The sequence below is a fragment of the Thaumasiovibrio subtropicus genome (assembly GCF_019703835.1).
Taxonomy (GTDB): Bacteria; Pseudomonadota; Gammaproteobacteria; order Enterobacterales; family Vibrionaceae; genus Thaumasiovibrio; species Thaumasiovibrio subtropicus.
Map to the genome: position 1 here is coordinate 399,097 of NZ_AP023054.1, position 20,673 is coordinate 419,769.

A 20,673-nucleotide genomic window follows, 5' to 3' on the forward strand; every position below is an offset into this window, starting at 1 on the left:
GCTTGAAGAGACAGATGTAAGTCAGCCGCAACCAAGGTATGACTGGGAGTAATTGATGGCACACTTTTCATACCGAGGGCGCTCCGCAGCTGGGAAAGAAGTGAAGGGAGAGATTGAAGCTAACAACCTCGATTTGGCGGTTGAAGCTTTAATGCGCCAAGGTGTGATTCCACTGAAAGTCAGTGCCAAAAAGCAAGCTTCTGGATTAAATGTTGATGTCAGCAGTTTGCTCAACCGACCCATCGCGCTTGAGCCACTGGTCATTTTCTGTCGTCAAATGTATAGCTTAACGAAGGCAGGCGTACCTTTGTTGCGCGCAATTCGGGGGTTATCACAAAGTACAACGCATAAGTTATTGGCGCAGACCTTAGACAAGGTGCACTACGACCTGACCAATGGCCGCAATTTCTCTTCTGCACTACGCTCTCATCCTCGTGTGTTCTCAGAGCTTTTTGTTTCAATGATTGCAGTAGGAGAAAGTACAGGTCGTTTGGAAGAGGCACTTTTGCAACTTGCGAACTATTTTGAACAGGAAATGGAGACCCGCCGGCGGATAAAGTCTGCCATGCGGTACCCTATTTTTGTGTTGAGTGCGATCTTTATCGCACTTGTCGTGCTCAACTTAAAAGTTATCCCACAGTTTTCTTCGATGTTTTCAAAGTTCGGTATGGATCTTCCCTTACCGACCAAGATCCTCATTGGCATGTCCAACTTTTTTGTCAATTATTGGTATTGGATGATCGCCAGCATGATTGCGTTTGCGTTGGGAATGCGAATGTGGATAGGTACAACCACAGGACGGGAGCGATGGGATCTATGGCGACTGAAAGTGCCTATTGTTGGTGACATTGTCAATCGCGCTCAGTTGTCACGTTTCTCTCGTAGCTTCTCATTGATGCTTAAAGCGGGCGTGCCACTGAATCAATCTATCCAACTTTCTGCAGAGGCGTTGGGAAATCGCTTTCTCGAGAATCGCCTTATTGGTATGAAAACTGCAATAGAAGCAGGTTCAAGCATGACGGTGACGGCCAGCAATAGTGGTGTCTTTACACCGTTAGTGCAACAGATGATTGCTGTTGGCGAAGAGACAGGACAGATTGATGAATTGCTGTTGGAAGTGGCGGACTTTTATGATCGTGAAGTGGATTATGATTTGAAGACGCTGACAGCTAGGATCGAACCCATTTTGCTCGCCATTGTTGCAGGCATGGTATTGCTGCTGGCCTTGGGTATTTTCCTACCAATGTGGGATATGCTCGATATCGCTAGAGGTGCATAGATGGCTTATTATCCGACCAAGGGACTGATAAAGTTTTCTATTTGGTGGTTTTCTATTATCAGCGTCATTGCCATGGTGTTGTGGCGTTGGATTGATATTCGAGAAAAAACAGTCTCTGCAGCATACGAATTGTCGCAGCGTACCATGCTAGATACCGCGAATGCTTATAAAGCTCAATGGCTTGTCAGTGGTCGACCGGAAAAACTCACCATTGAAGAAGATTGGGTATGGTTTAGCCAAGGGGGGTGGCCTTATCGCGTCGATGAAAAGGGTAAGATTGATTGTTTTTCGACCTGGTTGTTGTTAAGTCGCGGAGTCGAGACAGTTTTTTCGGAACACCCCGAGGTCGATAGCGCTATACTTAGGGTTAATGAGTTGCGATGTATTTATCGTTTTAAGAACGAAAAAGCGTTGGAATATGCAGTTTTTAATGACACAATGTCACTAAATTTGTTGCAGTAGTATCATTTAAATCGTCTCTTGTATCTATTGTTTTGCTAGTTGTGCAACGTAAGAAATTGAGAGCGATTCATGAAATTGACACTGTAGACGGGGTTAAAATGAAAGTAGGTAGCAAGCAGGCGCAAAGAGGTTTTTCCTTGGTTGAGCTGGTGATAGTGATTGTTGTGATCGGCTTGCTGGCGGTTGCTGCACTACCTCGTTTTTTGGATGTAACGGAAGAAGCGAAAAAATCCAGTATCGAAGGTGTGGCTGGCGGGTTTGCTACTGCGGTGCTTTCTGTGAGAGCACAGTGGGAAGCAAACGGCAGAACACAAGATACCAATGGTTTTTATGTGGTGGCCTATGATGGCACTGACATGAAGCTGACGGCAGAGAGTGAATCGACAGAAGATTTAACCATTCGTTCAGGTTATCCCTTCGGGCTTGCAGACAGCGACGGGCTTGGCTCCGCTTTAGCGATTGCCGACACGGATTGTGTGGATCTCATGACGGAGCTCATGCAAAACCCCCCACAGACAGCAACAACAACAGACTTTGATGCAACGCAACACAAGTACTTAGCAACAACGGTAGAAGACAGCAATATCTGCACCTTCTACCAAATGGCATCAGCCAACAACACCCCGACGAATTTGAATGGGGCACATAATTTTACCTATGAGCCGGCCCTTGGCCGTGTTGTAGTAAACTTAGCAGACTAGATGGAGTTTGATATGAAACGTCAAGGCGGTTTTACACTGATTGAATTGGTGGTGGTGATTGTAATCCTAGGGATCCTGGCAGTAACAGCAGCACCACGTTTCCTAAATTTGCAAGGCGACGCGCGTAATTCTGCGCTACAAGGGTTGGCAGGTGCCATTAACGGCGGTGCATCAATTGTCTATGGGAAGTCAGCGATTGCTGGCGTTGAATCAGGTCTCTCTGGGGCTGTTTCTTCTGGTGTAGGTAATGAAAATATTTTGGTTGTATACGGATATCCAGAAGCGACTAGTGCCGGTATTGCAGCAACGATTCAAGGTTTCTCTGATGATTGGCAGATAATTTCAGGCGGAACTAGTACAGGTACAAGCGGTGCTGTAAGTATTACGTTCAATGACTTTGATACAACTTCAGTAGGCGACTGTTACTTGACTTATACAACACCAAGCGCTGAAGGTGAGTCTCCTTCAGTGACTGTAGCAGACAGTGCCTGTAAATAACTAAATAAAAAGATATGAGGAGAACCCAGCTCGGCTTTACGCTCGTGGAGCTCGTCGTGGTAATTCTCCTGATCAGTATTGTCGCTGTGACGGCCCGTTCCCGATATTCGGGAACGGGTGCCTTCGAAACACATGTCGCCCGTGATCAGGGCATTACCTTTCTTCGTCAACTGCAAGTCGCTTCTATGCAGTTCGATGCCTTTCGCGAATTTTCCTCCCTTTCAACTGAGCAGCAACGTGCTGTCGAGTGTCGTGGCGTTTTTGCCACGGGTGATCGGTTTGGTTCACCAGAGTCGGTGATGATTGGCGCTTCTTCTCTCGATTGCTACGATAATAGTGTTTTTCTCAGCACTGAAGAGACAGGCATTACCTTTTCCGTTACGCAAGGGTTATCTGACAGCAGTGCAGCACTGTACTTTGATCTTTTGGGGCGGCCGATACAGGTTGAATTGTCGGGCGCGGAGCGCATACAGCACCGTGTTTGTGGCGGTGACGCACTGTTAACGAATAACAGTCAAATTTGTCGCTATCAATTCAGTGGCGAAAGCACACTTTCTATCTGTATCAATCAGGAGGGGTTCATCGATGTCTGTGAAAACTTCTGATATGAAGCAATCGGGCTTCACTTTGATAGAAAGCGTTGTTGCTATCGTCACGTTGTCTTTTGCGATGTTGGTGTTGAGCCAATTACTGTTTCCTCAAGTCGAGAAATCTGCGATTCCCTATTATCAAGCGAGAGCCTCAGCGCTCGGCAGCGCGGTGATGGGCGAAGTCATGGCGCGGATGTTTGATAAAGGCTCAGACCCCACCTCAGTGTATCGATGCGGTGAATCAACCTTTGTTTGTTATTCTCCCAGCAACTTTGGCACCTCTTCGTCCGTTAGCGCGACCAATTTTACAAGTGTAGATAGCTATCTACTCAATGACGGGGCGGGTGTTGAACTGGGGTGCTGGGGGGATACTGAACTTTGCAGCCCGAATACGTCTCGTGGAGACATTACGGCGCTGTTGCCTGGCGCTTCTGAGTCAGAATATTCGAATTTTGCCGTACTCATCGATGTTTACTATGAAGCCTACACCGCAGGGAGTGGTTTTTCTGGGATCGAATCAGCGACGGTGACAGAACACAAGCGGGTGACGGTGTCTGTGTTGACCAGTGAATATGGTCAATATGACTTTATTGCCTATCGGAGTAACTATTAATGCGTGGGCGTGGTTTTACCCTGATCGAGCTGGTGGTCACCCTGCTGGTTTTGGCTATTCTGACGCTAGCGATAAGCGGGTTTATCTCGATGGGCGCGGATGGGTATGTGAGCACTGTGCAGCGTGAGCGCTTACAAACCAAAGCGCGTTTTGTGATTGCGCGAATGGCACAGGAGCTGCGTCATGCTGTGCCGAATAGCATTGATGTTTCAGGTAACTGTGTCAGCTTCTACCCTAACTTTCTCTCTGGCTTTTACACCGATATTGCATCTAGCTCCGTGGATGTTGTTTCTCGACCGGGTGATGCGAGTTTTTGGATGGATAGTAGCTATGTGGATGGTGCAGGTATAGCAATAGGTTTTGGCGTACCGTCGCAGTTTGCCACAGCAGCGCTAGTGAATGGCGCTGGGACAATGGTGAGCGCTTCCACTCCGATTAATTTGCCGACCTCCGGCTCTGTCTCTACAACATCGCCTGCTGAACGTATTTACCTGTTTTCTGAGCAAGTGCAATTTTGTCTGCGTACAACCGACAGTGTTTTGGTACGTGTCGGTGATGGTGTCAGTGTGACTGACGCAGTGCCGGTGTTGAGTCGTGATGTGGTCAGTGCAGCCTTCAGCGTTGAGGGAGGCGGTTTAAACAGTAATGGACTCGTCAATTTTTACATCGAGCTACAAGATGATAGAACGGGTGAAACTGCCAAGTTCAATCACAGTGTGCAGGTACTAAATGTTTTATAGTCGTCCATGTTCTGCTTATCCGTCGCAAAAAGGCAGCGTTCTCGTTGTTGTGGTGTTTGTGTTGGTTGTGATGGGGTTTCTTGCGATTGGATTGACGCAAATTGGGCGATCGAATCAAGAAACGACCACATTGGAAGTCTTGGGAGCGCGTGCTTGGCTAGCTGCCCACTCTGGTAATGAGGTAGCGCTTCAACGCCTATTCCCATTGAACTCGAGCTCAGCACTGGGAAGTGTATGTACCAGTACCATCGTATCGAGTGTGACTATGGGCAGTTATGGCTGTGAAGCGTCGGTGTCTTGTACTAGCCAAGCAGTCGATGTGACATCGAGTGCGCAAACGACGTTTTATTTTCTTGAAAGCACGGGTACGTGCAGCTCGGGGAAGAATCAAGTGAGTCGAGTTCAAGAGGTAATGGCTAAGGAGTTAAACTAATGCGTTGGCTTTTCCTGATTTTGCTGATCTGTTCATTCCAGATCCATGCCATTACGTTTGAGTTTGGCCGCTACGATGTGCAAGCCGAAACGGCAACCAATGAGTGTATCAATGCGCCTTGCACGCTAACGTTTGAAAAGACTTACACAACTGCACCTCGTGTATTCTTGATGGATACGGTTACTGACAGTAACGAAAACGATACACCTTCTTCATTGCGTATTCTGTCGGTATCGACAACACAAGTGACATTCCAACAAATCATAGCCCCTAATCGTGCTAACCCTAACCTTGATGAAGAGCCGATGTTGTTAATCGATTACATTGTCTCAGAAGAAGGGGTTGCCACCTTGGACAACAACGTACAGTTCATTGTCAGTAGCGTCAGTACGAAGGAGTACCAAGCTAACTATACCCCGCCGACAACTGCACACAATCGCGGATGGCTGCGAGTGAATTATACCGACCATGGTGGTGCCAATTTTGACAATGGGGTTGTGCCTGGTGTCCTCCACCAAATTCAAACAACAAATAATGGTGCTAACTTTTGGCAAACCTCTGCGGTAAGGGGAGTGAACCGAACTCGTTTTGATATTGCACTAGAAATGAGCGAGGTGAGCGGCTGGGAGTCACGGAACAATCGTAATTACCCCCAGCAAGAAGAAACGATCGCCTTTATTGCGTCGCATGGTAGTGGCGAATTGAACGGTGCGAAGTTTGTTATTGGCAGTAAACGTACGCAAAATACCTTGGGTGGTGGCTCACCCGTGACCGATGGCTGTGCTTCGTATGCGGACTATTCGGAGAGCTTTAACACTATTCCTATCTTGATTGCGAATAAGAACACGCGTTCTGGTAATAATGGTGGTTGGCTTCGCCGCTGTCGCATAGAACAAGATCGCGCAAGTTTTCAATCCGATGAAGATGTTGATAGAGACAGTGAACGTCGTCATACCACGGAAACAGTGGGCTACTTTCTATTCGAACAGCTGTTTGTGATTGAAGAGTGTCGCTTCTTTACAGGGCCAGCGCAAACTTGGGATAACAACGGAACGATTCGCTTCTTGAATGGTAACAATGTCATTGAAAATGCCATCAATGGCAATGAGTTGGGTTTTCCTACGGCAAATGTGTTTAACAACGGTTACACCAATACGTGTAACGGAGCCGCTTGTATAGGCAACGCCTCTGAAATGGTCGATATGCCGGACTTTTTAGTTTTTGATGTGTCTACTGCCCCCGCTCTCAGTTATTCAGGTAACCAGAATGTGACTGTACCACCGGGCGATTACTTGCAAATTTCCATCTCGGGCAACGCTGAAGTGAACTTCGAAGATGGAGACTATCGGATCGGGAACCTTACCGCTGGCGGTAACGCGAAGATGTATGTGGATGACTTCACGCGATTTAATGTTCAATCTATGGTGGTTGCCGGCAATGCTTTGATTAACCAGGGAGAAGATCCGGTGAAGCTGGCGATTACTGCGCATGGTCCTAATGCGTTGATAAATCTAGGGGGTAACACTCAGCTTTATGGTCTGGTTATCAGTGAAAAGGATGTGCGATTAGCGGACAACGTCATCGTGACTGGCGGGGTGACCGCATTGGATATCGAGATGGATGACAATGCGAAAATTATCGGAGATATCGAGTCTTGTGAAATCACTACCGAGAACCAACTCGTGATTATTCCTTCGCGTGGCTATGCCATGACCTGTGAAAGCATGCCCGTAGACATAGAGATTCAAAAACAAGACGGTACGGTGGATACTAGTTTCATTGGGACACTTTCACTCACGCCAGCGTCTAACCCGAGTGGTGACCAATGCTGGGGACTGCGGGTCAATAATACTTGTACATCAGATCCAATACAGGTCAGCAGTGGTCGGGCAGAGATTTTTTTGCAGAGCAAAACTGTTGGCAATGTTGATGTGACAGCGAGCATTGTCGGCCAGTCCTCTTTGTCTGACTCCGCCCAATACCGTTTTGCCCCTTTTGGTTTCCGAATGCGTGATGCAGGAGACAACAGCCCCGCTAGGGTGGTGGCAGGTCGAGAAACGGCTGTGTTTATCGAGGCCGTGGCCGATACCGGGGCAAGTTGTGAAGTGATTGAGGATTATAGCGGCACTAAGGCCATTACTTTCAGTAATCTCAACTATACCAATCCAAGTAGCGGGACAGAGAGCCTCACGCTTGGCGTTGCTTCTCCGAATGTGCTAGCCAGTGGGGGGACCTTAGCGGGGAAAGATGTCACATTCAGCAATGGTCGTTCGAGTAACTTTACTGTTCAATACAGTGATGCTGGTGAGATCAGCTTTGAACTGAGTGACCCTGATTGGGTTCAAGAAAGCTGCGTTGGCAGTGATTGTACCGATGTGGAGGATAATGCGTGGGTTGGCCTAGAAGGAACCGCGTATGTCGCGGCAAGGCCATATACGTTCGCACTGTGTCATTTTGAAGGTTATGACGATAACGGTACGCGACGTAGTGATATCACAGGAACGGCTGGCAGTGGTGCAGGATTTTCCCGTTCAGGTGAAAACTTTACTGCCCGTGTTAGGCCTGTCGTTTGGGTAACGGGTGATGATGACAGTAGCATTGATGCCAGTGCAAATGCTGTGACGGACATTGCCGTTGATGAAAGCTATTGCAATCGTGCCACCACCCCGAATTTTTACCCTTCCGGCGCGGAGTCTGCCACGGTGAGAATGTCGATTCCAAGCGATGCATCGGTGACACCTGTCAGCGGAGCACCGGGTGAGTTGAAAGGGCAGGCCACCAAATCTCATAGTACAGCCACTCTGTACAGCAGTGAAAACTGGTACGAGTTCAATGCGATCCGTTGGACAGAAGCCGGGAGTGTTAAGTTGCAAACTGACCTTCAAGCGAACTATTTAGATATGACGGTTAACTTGGCCTATCGAAATGTTGGCCGATTTTTCCCTGATTACCTCGACTACGAGAGTGCCAGCCCGACGTACTCCTATCCGGTTAGCCAATCCGTCTTTGCCTACCTTGGTCAACCTTTTATCGTGGACTTTTTGTTGAAAGCGTACAACGCGGAGTCTACTGCTGCAGAGACAGTGAATTACTATCATAATGAGTTCAGTGCCATGCGAGCGCGTTTGGGGTTGGAAGCAAAACAGATGAATGGTGATGAAAGTTTTGATGACCGTTTGGCCGAGACTCTGCTTGCTGATGGTGATTGGGATGGTGCAACTGGGATGGCTGTGACGCTTTCGCCGACCCTTGAACGCCTTGGCCATACGACGAGTACGACGACAGAAGATGGCCCTTGGGATACCACCAACAGCACGTGGGGGCTGTATCTGAGTTCTGTCTCCGATCCTATCGAGTTCGATGCGACGACAGCGGTCTCCAACAGTAATAAAAATGGCGCGACGGGCACTGTCTCTGAGATAGTGCCACTCGCTTCATCACCGACGTTGCGCTACGGTAGGATGCGATTGTTTGATGCGGTTGGCCCTTCAGGTGGTAGCGTGAATGTACCACTGCAAGTGGAGTATTGGGATGGGAGTGCCTTTGTGTTGAATGGTGACGACTCCGCTTCCAGTTTTGACGGCAGTGAAACTTGCGATCCATTGATTATTGCCAGTGATAGTAATACCTCATCCATTACGTTGAGTGGTAATGGCTCTGTTTCTGCTGGGACGGAGAGCGTGACGGCTATTCAGAGCGTGGCTATTCGCGAGCAAGTGAGAATGTGGCAATTAATCACCGATGCCGTGCCAAATGGTGCGAATAATTGTCAAACCGTTAACAATGATCAGCCTTGGTTGCTCTACAATTGGCGTAATTTTGGGGATGAATCACCTTCCGCGATAATCACCTTTGGTTCCTACCGAGGAAATGATAGAGTTATCTTCCGCGGTGAAAGGGGCCTGATTCACAGTGCCAACTAACACATAACCAAATTTAAAACCGAATAAAGGTCAGGTTTACACAATGCTGGCTTGCCGTGACCTTGCTCGGTTGATACATTTAGCGCAATTTACAGAATTTTTATAAGCTTGCAGGAAAAAACCGAAGATTATGTTTAAAAAACTTCGTGGCATGTTTTCGAATGATCTGTCCATCGACTTGGGTACCGCCAATACCCTAATTTACGTAAAAGGACAGGGCATTGTTCTGGATGAACCTTCGGTAGTGGCAATTCGTCAGGATCGTGCTGGATCACCAAAAAGTGTGGCCGCTGTTGGCCATGAAGCGAAGCAGATGCTGGGTCGTACGCCCGGTAATATTGCTGCCATTCGTCCAATGAAAGATGGCGTGATCGCCGACTTCTATGTAACAGAAAAAATGTTGCAGCACTTCATTAAGCAAGTGCATGACAACGGTATTCTTCGCCCAAGTCCACGTGTTCTTGTGTGTGTCCCTTGTGGTTCAACGCAAGTTGAGCGTCGTGCCATCCGTGAATCAGCGCAAGGTGCTGGCGCGCGTGAAGTCTATCTGATTGATGAGCCGATGGCTGCAGCGATCGGTGCAGGTATGCCTGTTTCAGAAGCAACTGGCTCGATGGTGATCGATATTGGTGGTGGTACCACCGAAGTCGCCGTTATCTCATTGAATGGCGTGGTTTACTCGTCGTCTGTACGTATTGGTGGTGACCGCTTCGATGAAGCCATCATCAACTATGTGCGCCGCAACTACGGCAGCCTGATTGGTGAAGCAACCGCTGAGCGCATCAAGAAAGAGATCGGTAGCGCGTATCCTGGTGATGAAGTACGAGAAATTGAAGTGCGTGGCCGTAACCTTGCGGAAGGTGTGCCTCGTAGCTTTACGCTGAACTCCAATGAGATACTTGAAGCGCTACAAGAGCCATTAACTGGCATCGTTTCTGCCGTGATGGTGGCGCTAGAGCAGTGCCCGCCAGAGCTAGCGTCTGATATCTCAGAGCGCGGTATGGTATTGACAGGTGGTGGCGCGTTGTTACGCGACCTAGACCGTTTGTTGACGGAAGAAACAGGAATTCCTGTTGTTGTTGCTGAAGATCCACTGACCTGTGTTGCGCGTGGTGGTGGTAAAGCACTAGAAATGATTGATATGCACGGCGGTGATCTCTTCAGTGAAGAATGATTCCTCTGTAAAAACAGGTAATGGTTCCCAATGAAACCGATGTTTGGCAGGGGACCATCCCTGCAATTACGTCTGTTTTTTGCCATATTACTATCGGTCAGCCTTATGCTGGCCGATAGTCGTCTCGACGCCTTCGCAAGTGTAAGGTACCTCCTTAATTCCGCGGTCGCCCCGCTACAATATCTCGCAAATATGCCACGTGAGTTGTTAGGTGGTGTGACGACCCAAGTGGGGTCTCGTCAGCAAATATTGGCAGAAAATGAGACGTTAAAGCGTGAAATTGCCACGCTAAAAAGTGATCTATTGTTACTTGAGCAACTTAATCAAGAAAACCAGCGCTTGAGGCAGCTTCTAGGCTCGCCGTTTATTCGTGACGAACGCAAGATGATCGCCTCTGTCATGGCAGTTGACTCCGACCCTTATACCCATCAAGTGATGATTGATAAAGGGCGTGTGGATGGTGTCTATGAAGGCCAGCCCGTGATTAACGAGCGTGGCATCGTTGGGCAAGTCGTTTATGTTGGCGCCCATAACAGTCAAGTGCTGTTAATGATCGATGCAAGTCATGGCATCCCGGTGCAAGTGGTCAGAAATGATATCCGCGTGATTGCGACGGGGACGGGCAGTATGAACCGTATTCAACTCGAAAACGTGCCGAGTAACACGGACATTGAAGTTGGAGACCTGTTGGTCACGTCAGGCTTAGGGGAGCGATTCCCCGAGGGATACCCTGTCGGTTACGTGACAGACTTTTCGTTTGATAACCAACGTCCATTTGCAGAAATAAAGGTGCGTACAGCGGTACAGTTTGATCGTTTACGTTATCTACTCTTGGTATGGCCGACCCCACAAGGAGAGCGAGAGTGAGTACTGGCACCAGTGGCCGATTGATTATCTGGCTGTCTTTTGTGATTGCAATCTTACTGCAAGTTGCGCCTTGGCCGGGAGAATTAGCCAATTTTCGTCCTACTTGGATTTTGCTCGTGGCGTGTTATTGGGTGTTGGCGTTACCCCATCGTGTCAACGTAGGGACTGCGCTAGTATTGGGACTTCTGTGGGACTTGATGCTGGGTTCAACCTTAGGTGTTCGTGGCATGATGATGGCGATTCTGTGCTACATTGTCGCGCTTAACTTCCAAGTCCTGCGCAATCTATCCCTTTGGCAACAGGCGGTGATCATTGCCTCTATCTCGCTAGCCGGTAAGTTGATCGAGTTTTGGGCTGAATATCTAGTAAGTCCGGTCATTTTTGATATACGCCAGTTATGGGGAGTGTTACTAAACTTCTTATTGTGGCCTTGGCTATTCTTGTTGTTGCGTCGAGTGCGACGTCAATTTTCAATTAAATAATCTTAAGAGGCGCGTATGTCATCGCCTTTGTTGTATCTAGCATCCGCATCACCGCGACGCAAAGAGCTTCTCACTCAGTTGGGGTATGCATTCGATGTGCTTCGTGTCGATGTCGCGGAGGTGCGTCAGGCGAATGAAAATGCCGAACAATATGTACAACGTCTGTCGCAAGATAAAGCGAAAGCAGGGGTTGCGGCGGCAGAAGATCTTCGACCTGTGATTGGCTCCGATACCATCGTCGTGGTTGATGGGGCAATATTAGAAAAACCAAAAAGTTACCAAGACTCACAGCGTATGCTACGCATGCTTTCCGGCCGTAACCATCAGGTGATGACTGCGGTGAGCATCGCGGATGGCGCGCATCTTCTCTCGACTCTGGTAACAACAGACGTCTGGTTTCGTGACCTTTCTGAGTCTGACATTGAAAGCTATTGGCAGTCAGGTGAGCCGCAAGATAAAGCAGGAAGTTATGGCATTCAGGGGCTAGGTGGCAAGTTTGTTAGCCGTATTGAAGGCAGTTATTTTGCTGTTGTGGGCTTGCCGCTCTATGAAACCGACCAATTAATAAAAGAATTTAGCGCATTAAGTTGAGGTAATGATGAGTACTGAGCTGCTGATCAACGTAACCCCCAGTGAAACCCGTGTTGCCATGATTGAAAATGGTAACTTGCAAGAGATTCATATCGAACGCGAAGGCAAGCGCGGTATTGTTGGCAATATTTACAAAGGCCGAGTGAGCCGCGTTTTACCGGGAATGCAAGCCGCCTTCGTTGATATCGGACTTGAAAAAGCGGCATTTCTTCATGCTTCAGATATTGTGCCTCACACCGAATGTGTTGCCGAAAACGAAAAGCAACAGTTTCAAGTGAAAGATATCTCCGAACTTGTTCGCCAAGGCCAAGATCTCGTCGTTCAAGTGGTGAAAGACCCACTGGGCACTAAAGGCGCGCGTTTGACAACAGACATTACTCTGCCGTCGCGTTACTTGGTGTTTATGCCTGGGGCGAGCCATGTGGGGGTGTCACAACGAATTGACTCTGAGAAAGAGCGTGAGCGTTTAAAGAAAATCATCTCTGCCCATTGCGATGATCTCGGTGGCTTCATTATTCGCACCGCCGCAGAAGGTGCGAAAGATGATGAACTGGCCCATGACGCGGTTTTCCTTAAACATCTATGGCGTAAAGTATTAGAGCGCCGCGCTAAGCATAAGCCTAAATCTATGCTGTATGGCGAGTTAGGGGTAGCGCAACGTATTTTGCGAGACTTTGTCGGCACAGAACTCGATCGTATTGTTGTTGATTCTCGACTTGGCTTCGAGCAGTTGAAAGAGTTCACCAACGAATTTGTGCCTGAGTTGAACACCAAGTTGGAATACTACAGTGGTGACCAGCCGATCTTTGATCTCTACGATACCGAGAATGAGCTGCATCGTTCTTTAGAGCGTAAGGTTGAGCTCAAATCTGGCGGCTATTTGATCATTGATCAAACAGAAGCGATGACCACTGTGGATATCAATACAGGGGCTTTTGTTGGTCGTCGCAACCTCGAAGAGACCATCTTCAATACTAACATTGAAGCGACGCAAGCCATTGCGCGTCAACTGCGTTTGCGCAACTTGGGCGGTATCATCATTATTGACTTTATCGATATGATGTCAGAAGACCATCAGCGTCGAGTACTGCAATCGCTTGAGCAAGCCCTCGCTAAAGATCGCGTGAAAACCAACATCAATGGCTTCACCCAACTGGGTTTGGTGGAGATGACACGTAAGCGAACACGAGAAAGTATTGAACATGTGCTCTGTGGCGTGTGTCCAACCTGTAATGGACGTGGCACAACGAAAACGGTTGAAAGCGTCTGTTATGAAGTACTGCGTGAGATCACGCGTGTTAATCGCGCTTATGATGCAGATAAGTTCTTAGTTTACGCATCACCGGCCGTGGCAGAAGCCCTCTCGGATGATGAGTACCATGCACTGGCTGAACTCGAAGTCTTTATAGGCAAAGAAGTGAAGATCTCCGCAGAGCCGCTCTACAACCAAGAGCAGTTCGATGTTGTGATGATGTAGTGAGATAACCTTGGTCTCTATTCCTGTTCGTTTGTTGCGTGGTGTCATGTGGCTACTGCTAACATTGTTAGTTGTGGCCGCTTTGTTGATCACTACACTTAGATTTGTGTTGCCTCAGCTCAATCAGTTTAATGAACCCATTAATCTTTGGTTGTCAAAACAGTCGCAAGTTTACATTGAAACTGAATCGTTGGAAGGCACGTGGGCGATGCGTGGCCCTGATCTGCGAATTCACGATTTGACGATTACCCAACCGGGCTACGATACGCCGCTGCTTTCGATTGACGATGCTTCAATGCGACTCGATTTATGGCGCTCGTTTTTACAATTTAAGCCTGTTTTTGCGGATGTAACATTGCGCAGTGTGGATCTGGATTTAACGCAGATCCCTGAGCTTGACCCTGCTTTTCGAATGCGTCAACGTCAAACATCAGGCCCCACGTTAGCGCCGCAACGTGACAATATTCAATACCAGCTTGAACAACTGTTCTTTGTTCAACTCGAGCAGTTTCTTATCAAAGACTCATATGTGACGTTATTTGCACCGTCCGGTGAGCCACAGCGTCTCTATCTCCCCGCATTAAAATGGCTCAATCAAAAAGGCACGCATTTAGCCGAAGGGCAAGTGAGTCTGGCCGATGCGCCTGATACTGTAGTGAATTTACGGGGCAATATTACTAAGCCCAGAGTCGGTTTTGCCCTGAGCGGCACCGTATATACTGATGCCAGCAATATTAAAATTACGCCTTGGCTGTCATCGTGGATGAGCGAACATGTCTCACTGCTAGAGAGTGAAATCAGCTTCCAAAGCTGGTTTAACTTTTCAGCAGGAGAGATAGACAATGCACAACTTATCTTAGAAGAGAGCCATTTCGTTTGGGCGGAAGCGGATGATCCGCAACGCTTAGATATTTTAAATGGGCAATTTTATCTGCGTCCCGATCACGATGGCTGGACGATCCGAAGCCAACGTTTGAACATTGATACCAATGGTGTTCGCTGGCCTGATCTCGCTTTTCGTTCCGATATTGGACCGGGTTTTTGGTACATCAATCTCGCAGAGATTGAGATGGAAACTCTACGTCCGCTGCACAGTCTGTTTCCTGCGGCTGAGCCCTATCTTACTGCGTTGAATTTTGGTGGTTCGATTTCAGATATCCGTTTTGGATGGACGAAAGAAAACGGCTTCGCTTACTCCGCCGATATCGCCGATTTGTCGATGTCGCAATGGGAACTGTTACCAGAAGTACACAAGTTGCATGCTCATGTTCGTGGCGATGAGCAAAGTGGTTTTGCGCAGGTGACTTTGCAAGAGGACACCCTACCTTATGGTCCTGTTTTCCAAGCGCCCTTAACGATTACGGATGCGGCGGTTAACGTGTTTTGGGCTTATGATGATACGGGCTGGCGGCTGTGGAGTGACGATGTTGCGGTACAGACGCCTCACCTTAACGCGAGAGGTGAGTTTCGACTCGATTTTCCGGCAAATGCGCCCGCTTGGCTCTCTTATTACGCCGAAGCGGATGTCTTAGATGCGGCACACACTTGGCGGTATTTGCCCACGCTTGCGCTTGGTGAAAGCCTAACGGATTACCTGTCGGGTGCCATTCAAGGTGGGCATGCTCAACAAGGTAAGTTGTTGTGGTATGGCGATTTACAAGATTTCCCGTATACCGATCAAAGCGGTATCTTCCAAGTTGATGTCACCTTAAAAGAGGCCCTCTATGAGTTTTATCCTGAGTGGCCGACCTTACAAAATGCCGACATTCGATTGCTATTTGAGAATGCATCGTTGTTTCTTTCTGCGGCGAGTGCTGAAACGCGTGGCGCATCGGCGAGTAATATTGATGGCGTGATAGCCGATTTATCCAGTGATGGTCATTTGGATATACGTCTCGACCTTGCTACCGATGGAAAGGCGGTACGGGACTATATGGCCCACTCCCCACTTGAGAACATCGTTGGTGTCGCGCTCGACTATGTGCAACCGTACGGTAAGGTTAAGGGTGATCTGGCGTTACACATTCCCTTTGACGATCGTGATATTGGTGTGGATGGCAGTGTGAGATTTTCGGGTAACCCGATTCATATTAAAGCGCCAGAATTGGTAGTAGAGGATGTGACGGGACGGCTCATTTTTGATGCGGATCGCATTGAGGTGTCCGGTGTGACTGGGCGTCTATTTGATCAGCCCGTTACCTTCTCCGCGAAAGGGGCAACCGACGCGCAAGATATCTATCAAGTGGATATTGATCTTCATGGCAACTGGCATGCTGAGACGTTAGCATCCGCAGCCCCATTTACCTTGCTTTCGTATTTAGAGGGTGCCTTCCCTTGGCAAGGTAAAGTCTCGGTTGCGATTGACGATGAGGTTGAATACCGCGTGGATATGGCAGCCAAGCTCGATCACTTGAATGCGTCATTGCCGTATCCCTTCGACTGGCAGCGCGGCGATTCGCGCCCTTTATCCATTTCAGTGCAAGGTAACAATGACGGTTTGCAGGCACGCGCGTCACTGCCAGATGCAAAACACCAAGTCGCGATGCGTTTCCCCGATGGTGAACCACAAGTTACCGCAAGCTACCTTGGTATTGGTGATGCGAATTGGCTAAAGACACCATTAAGTCATCACTCACTGGCGATTAAAGCGAAACATATTGATGCGGATGCGTGGTTAGAGATTTTAACCGGTGACTCGGCTCCCACATCAGATGGCCTACCTTGGCCTACACGCGTCAATGTGGAAGTGGCGCGGATGAAGCTTGCCACCATGGATTGGCATGATGTCTCGTTGGCGTTGCGTCGCCATCCAGCGCGTTGGCATGCACTGATAAATAGCCGTGAAGTGAATGGCAGCGTGAACTGGCCTGATGGTAAACCAATGGATGTCAATCTCGAAGAGGCTTACTTCAACTTTGCAGTATTGCAAGAAGACGGCTCCATTGAACGCCGGGCCTATGAGCCAAACCCTGTTGCGCCTTTAGCGGGTGAACTTGAGCTGGCGCTAATGAACTATATGCCTGATATCGACCTATATATAGGGAGTAGCTGGTTACAGGGGTATCGCTTAGGGGAAGTCAGTGCGCGCTTACGCAGAGAAAACCGGACCCTGCTGTTGCAGCAACTCGAGATCCATTCTGGAGAGACCTATCTCAGCTTGGATGGGCATTGGACATTACGCGGCAATCGCAGTGAGTCTCAGCTAGTCTTTGAAGTAGAAGGGCAAAATAGTTCTGATTTAATGGGACGCTTCAGCACGTCAGGCGGATTAGAGAATGCCTCTTTTAACACCTATGTGGCAGTTGAGTGGCAAGGTGCCCCATGGCAGCTACATCGTGAATCAATGAATGGCGAAATTCGCACGCGTATGGGGAAAGGCATCATTGCTCAAGTAGGTGGCGCTGGACGCTTATTGGGTTTGTTTAGCCTAGAGTCTATTTTGCGCAAGATGCAGCTCGATTTTAGTGGTGTGTTTGATGATGGCTTGCCATTTAACTATCTTACTGGCTCAGGTCAGTTGGAAAACGGCATTCTCACGACCGATGATATTGAGATGGAGACCTTAGCGGGCGATCTCCGTATCAGTGGAACCGCAGATTTGACCCGGGAATGGGTTGATGCACAAGTGAGGTTTAGTCCTGACTTCACCTCAGGCTTGCCTACCCTCACCGCGTTTGCTGTTGCGCCTCAATCTGCGCTCTTAGTCTTTGCTGTGTCCACTATTTTATCCCCGGTGGTTGATGTGTTTACCCAGATCAATTACCAAATTGAAGGGCCGATTGATGAGCCGATGGTGATAGAGCGATCACGTAGCCGAGGTGAAGTGCAGTTGAAATCAAAGGATGAGGAATAAGGAGCAGGCGATGAAACGTGTTGGTGTGATCCAGATGAATAGCGGCGATACGTTGTCAGCAAACCTTGCCGCGCTGGAATCTGGTATGGCGGCGCTGCATCAACAGCAAGTGGATATCGCAGTGACACCAGAGAACGCCCTGCTTTTCTCTGATCAGGCGGCTTATCAAGCGTTAGCGAAGCAAGAAACGGAGGTGTTTGAGCAGTTAAGCATCTTGTGCCGTCGTTATAAGATGGGTCTGGTACTGGGATCGTTTCCAACCTTGGCGCCGCGTGGAAAATTGCACACCACGGCCGTCTATTTTGATAGCGATGGGATGGAGCAAGGTCGTTATCACAAAATGCACCTCTTTGATGTGGAGGTGGGTGACGCGCATCAGCATTATCGCGAGTCGGATATCTACACCGCTGGAGAGTCGACAACGTGTGTCGCCTCACCGCTCGGCAAGCTTGGCTTATCTATCTGCTATGATCTCCGTTTTGGTGGTTTGTTTGAACACCTTGTGGCACAAGGCGCGCAAGTGGTGACTGTTTCTGCCGCGTTTACGGCTGTGACAGGCGAAGCCCATTGGCAAACATTATTGCAAGCAAGAGCGATTGAGCAGCAAGTGTGGATAGTGGCATCAGCGCAATGTGGGGAACATAGTCAAGGACGTATGACATGGGGCCACTCGATGGTGATTGACCCATGGGGGCGTATTGTTGCCCAACTGAGCTCCCAGCCAGGTGTGATCTGGGCAGAGATTGACGACAGAATGCTCGTTGAGACAAGAAGTAAAATGCCAGTGGCGTCACATCGTCAGTGGCAAGCAGTTTTAAAGAATTCTTCCTATAAAGAGAAAGTTAAATGAACCTTAAGACGGTTGAACAGACCATGTTGGCACAGTCAGATGTAGACCGTGACCAGCTGGCAGAGACGCTGAATTTTATCGCTCAGCGTGAGATTGATTATGCCGATATCTACTTTCAGTCTTGTTGGCATGAGTCTTTGGTGCTCGAAGATAGCATTATTAAAGATGGTTCATTTAATATTGACCGCGGTGTTGGCGTTCGTGCCATTTCAGGTGAAAAAACTGGATTCGCATACTCTGATCAGATCAATGTGGCTGCACTAAAGCAAAGTGCAACCGCTGCACGCGGCATTGCGCGAGCGGGACAGAATCAGCGTCATCAAGTGGCACTCTCGCCGCAGAGTTATGATGAAATCTACCCAGCGTTAAATCCACTTGAGAGCATGGATAAGCACCAAAAAATTGCTCTGCTCCAAGAAATTGATGCGTATATTCGCAGTAAAGAGCCATTGGTGAAAGAGGTGAGCGCAAGCCTTAACGCAGTTTACGAGCAGATGTTAGTGGCTGGCAGCGATGGGACTTATGCCGCGGACGTCCGTCCGTTAACGCGATTGTCTATCTCTGTGCTAGTGGAGCGCAACGGCGTACGCGAACGAGGCAGTGCCGGCGGTGGTGGGCGTTCTGGCTACACGTGCTTTCTAGAAGATGACCCGGCAACACCAGGTAAAAGTCTCGCGCTGCGTTTTGCTGATGAAGCGGTGCGGATGGCCTTGGTGAACTTAGAAGCGGTCGCAGCGCCTGCTGGCATGATGCCTGTTGTTTTAGGGGCGGGTTGGCCAGGAGTTTTGTTGCATGAAGCGGTAGGACATGGCTTAGAAGGTGACTTTAACCGTAAAGGCTCTTCTGTGTTCAGTGGCCGTATTGGTGAGCAAGTAACGTCTCCACTGTGCACAATTGTTGATGATGGGACCTTGCAAGGGCTACGTGGCTCATTGAGTGTCGACGATGAGGGGACCCCAGGTCGTTACAATACCTTAATTGAAAACGGCATACTTAAAGGCTACATGCAAGACAAACACAATGCCCGTCTGACGGGGGGAGAATCGACGGGGAATGGCCGTCGAGAGTCTTATGCACATTTGCCCATGCCACGTATGACGAACACCTATATGTTGCCGGGTGAACATTGCCCAGATGAGATTATTGCATCCGTCGAAAGAGGGATTTATGCCCCTAACTTTGGTGGCGGACAAGTTGACATTACGTCTGGAAAATTTGTTTTCTCTGCATCAGAAGCGTACCTCATTGAGAACGGAAAAATCAGCCATCCTGTTAAAGGGGCAACCTTAATTGGCAGCGGTATTGAAGCGATGAACTGTATCTCAATGGTGGGGAATGATTTAAAACTCGACCTTGGGGTCGGTGTGTGCGGCAAAGCCGGACAGTCTGTTCCTGTAGGCGTTGGACAGCCAACCCTGAAATTGGACGAGATGACGGTAGGCGGCACGGAGTAAGTCTTATTCTTTGCCATGTAAAAAGAGAAACCGCGCCATGACAGCGCGGTTTTTTATGGCCGTAGCAAGTGAGCGCCGACGCGGGCTTCTATCACTCTTCTAACAGCAGTTCTTTGAGATACTGAAAGATCTCTCGGTACGCTTTGGCGGGCTTGTTGGCCGCTTTCTCTTTCTTCGCTTGGCGAACTAGTTGGCGTAGGCGTTGGCGATCCGCTTGTGGATGCTCCTGCACGATCGCTTCAATACCGGCGTCACCCTTTTCAATGAGCTCATCACGGGTATTCTCTAGCTTATGGAGTTTAGCCGTCACCTGCGCGTGTTTGTTACGCAACTTATCTAGGGCCGCCTGAATCGGCTCTGGGTCGATAGAACGCATTAACTTGCCGATGTATTGTAATTGACGACGACGAGCTTCATTCTTGAAGCGCTGTGCATCGTGAATCGCATCCAGCAGGTCTTCATCCAAAGGGACTTTAGCAAGTGCGTTTGGCTTCAGCTCAACCAGCTCTTCGCCAAGGGCTTGTAGGGCTTCCATATCGCGCTTCATCTCGGTCTTGCTAACCCAGATGATCTCTTCTTCCTCTTCCCAAGGGGCGCGTTTGTTCTTACGACTCATACTGACATCTCTGTTATTTGCTCTATTGAGGCTATTTTATCAGTTAAATCATCGAATGGGGGGCAAAATA

General features: G+C 48.7%; 18 protein-coding genes. 17 read left to right on the forward strand and 1 reads right to left on the reverse strand.

What is annotated here, in order from left to right:
- Positions 1–55 precede the first annotated feature (55 nt).
- The 17 genes from TSUB_RS01930 (at position 56) to tldD (ending at position 19,987) form a co-directional block, all read left to right on the forward strand.
- On the forward strand, positions 56–1,279 hold the full coding sequence (locus TSUB_RS01930) for a type II secretion system F family protein (protein ID WP_087016722.1): 1,224 nt from the start codon (positions 56–58) through the stop codon (positions 1,277–1,279).
- Complete coding sequence (locus tag TSUB_RS01935; protein WP_087016720.1) at positions 1,280–1,741, forward strand: hypothetical protein; 462 nt, start codon at positions 1,280–1,282, stop codon at positions 1,739–1,741.
- 98 nt (positions 1,742–1,839) lie between these two features.
- Positions 1,840–2,442: a prepilin-type N-terminal cleavage/methylation domain-containing protein gene (locus TSUB_RS01940; RefSeq protein WP_087016718.1), complete on the forward strand. Its 603-nt coding sequence runs from the start codon at positions 1,840–1,842 to the stop codon at positions 2,440–2,442.
- 12 nt (positions 2,443–2,454) lie between these two features.
- Positions 2,455–2,940: a type II secretion system protein gene (locus TSUB_RS01945; RefSeq protein ID WP_087016765.1), complete on the forward strand. Its 486-nt coding sequence runs from the start codon at positions 2,455–2,457 to the stop codon at positions 2,938–2,940.
- A gap of 14 nt (positions 2,941–2,954) precedes the next feature.
- A complete protein-coding gene (locus tag TSUB_RS01950; protein ID WP_087016716.1) occupies positions 2,955–3,545 on the forward strand; it encodes a prepilin-type N-terminal cleavage/methylation domain-containing protein in 591 nt (196 codons plus the stop codon).
- Positions 3,526–4,143: a prepilin-type N-terminal cleavage/methylation domain-containing protein gene (locus TSUB_RS01955; protein WP_087016714.1), complete on the forward strand. Its 618-nt coding sequence runs from the start codon at positions 3,526–3,528 to the stop codon at positions 4,141–4,143. The genes TSUB_RS01950 and TSUB_RS01955 overlap by 20 nt, the downstream gene beginning before the upstream one ends.
- The gene (locus TSUB_RS01960; RefSeq protein WP_087016712.1) at positions 4,143–4,883 is read left to right on the forward strand and encodes a type II secretion system protein; all 741 of its coding nucleotides are present in this window, start codon (positions 4,143–4,145) and stop codon (positions 4,881–4,883) included. Before TSUB_RS01955 ends, TSUB_RS01960 begins: the two co-directional genes overlap by 1 nt.
- Entirely contained in the window at positions 4,873–5,316 is a 444-nt protein-coding gene (locus tag TSUB_RS01965; protein ID WP_087016710.1) for a hypothetical protein, read from the forward strand. The genes TSUB_RS01960 and TSUB_RS01965 overlap by 11 nt, the downstream gene beginning before the upstream one ends.
- Positions 5,316–9,239 (forward strand): DUF6701 domain-containing protein, encoded by a 3,924-nt coding sequence (locus TSUB_RS01970; protein WP_087016708.1) that lies wholly within the window; start codon positions 5,316–5,318, stop codon positions 9,237–9,239. The genes TSUB_RS01965 and TSUB_RS01970 overlap by 1 nt, the downstream gene beginning before the upstream one ends.
- Before the next feature lie 130 nt (positions 9,240–9,369).
- A complete protein-coding gene (gene mreB / locus TSUB_RS01975; RefSeq protein WP_087016706.1) occupies positions 9,370–10,413 on the forward strand; it encodes a rod shape-determining protein MreB in 1,044 nt (347 codons plus the stop codon).
- Positions 10,414–10,443: 30 nt separating this feature from the next.
- Positions 10,444–11,280, forward strand: coding sequence for a rod shape-determining protein MreC (mreC, locus tag TSUB_RS01980; protein WP_087016704.1), 837 nt, complete (start codon positions 10,444–10,446; stop codon positions 11,278–11,280).
- Positions 11,277–11,762, forward strand: coding sequence for a rod shape-determining protein MreD (mreD, locus tag TSUB_RS01985; RefSeq protein WP_414718358.1), 486 nt, complete (start codon positions 11,277–11,279; stop codon positions 11,760–11,762). The genes mreC and mreD overlap by 4 nt, the downstream gene beginning before the upstream one ends.
- 15 nt (positions 11,763–11,777) lie before the next feature.
- A complete protein-coding gene (locus tag TSUB_RS01990) occupies positions 11,778–12,353 on the forward strand; it encodes a Maf family protein (RefSeq protein ID WP_087016699.1) in 576 nt (191 codons plus the stop codon).
- A 7-nt stretch (positions 12,354–12,360) separates the two neighbouring features.
- Positions 12,361–13,830, forward strand: a complete 1,470-nt coding sequence (gene rng, locus TSUB_RS01995) for a ribonuclease G (RefSeq protein WP_087016763.1) — start codon at positions 12,361–12,363, stop codon at positions 13,828–13,830.
- 10 nt (positions 13,831–13,840) lie between these two features.
- Positions 13,841–17,683, forward strand: coding sequence for a YhdP family protein (locus TSUB_RS02000; RefSeq protein ID WP_087016697.1), 3,843 nt, complete (start codon positions 13,841–13,843; stop codon positions 17,681–17,683).
- 10 nt (positions 17,684–17,693) lie between these two features.
- On the forward strand, positions 17,694–18,533 hold the full coding sequence (locus TSUB_RS02005; RefSeq protein ID WP_159064767.1) for a carbon-nitrogen hydrolase family protein: 840 nt from the start codon (positions 17,694–17,696) through the stop codon (positions 18,531–18,533).
- Between the two features lie 23 nt (positions 18,534–18,556).
- A complete protein-coding gene (gene tldD, locus TSUB_RS02010) occupies positions 18,557–19,987 on the forward strand; it encodes a metalloprotease TldD (protein ID WP_414718369.1) in 1,431 nt (476 codons plus the stop codon).
- 91 nt (positions 19,988–20,078) lie between these two features.
- On the opposite strand, the gene yjgA is transcribed toward tldD, so the two are convergent.
- Complete coding sequence (yjgA, locus tag TSUB_RS02015) at positions 20,079–20,603, reverse strand: ribosome biogenesis factor YjgA (protein ID WP_087016691.1); 525 nt, start codon at positions 20,601–20,603, stop codon at positions 20,079–20,081.
- Positions 20,604–20,673: the final 70 nt, after the last annotated feature.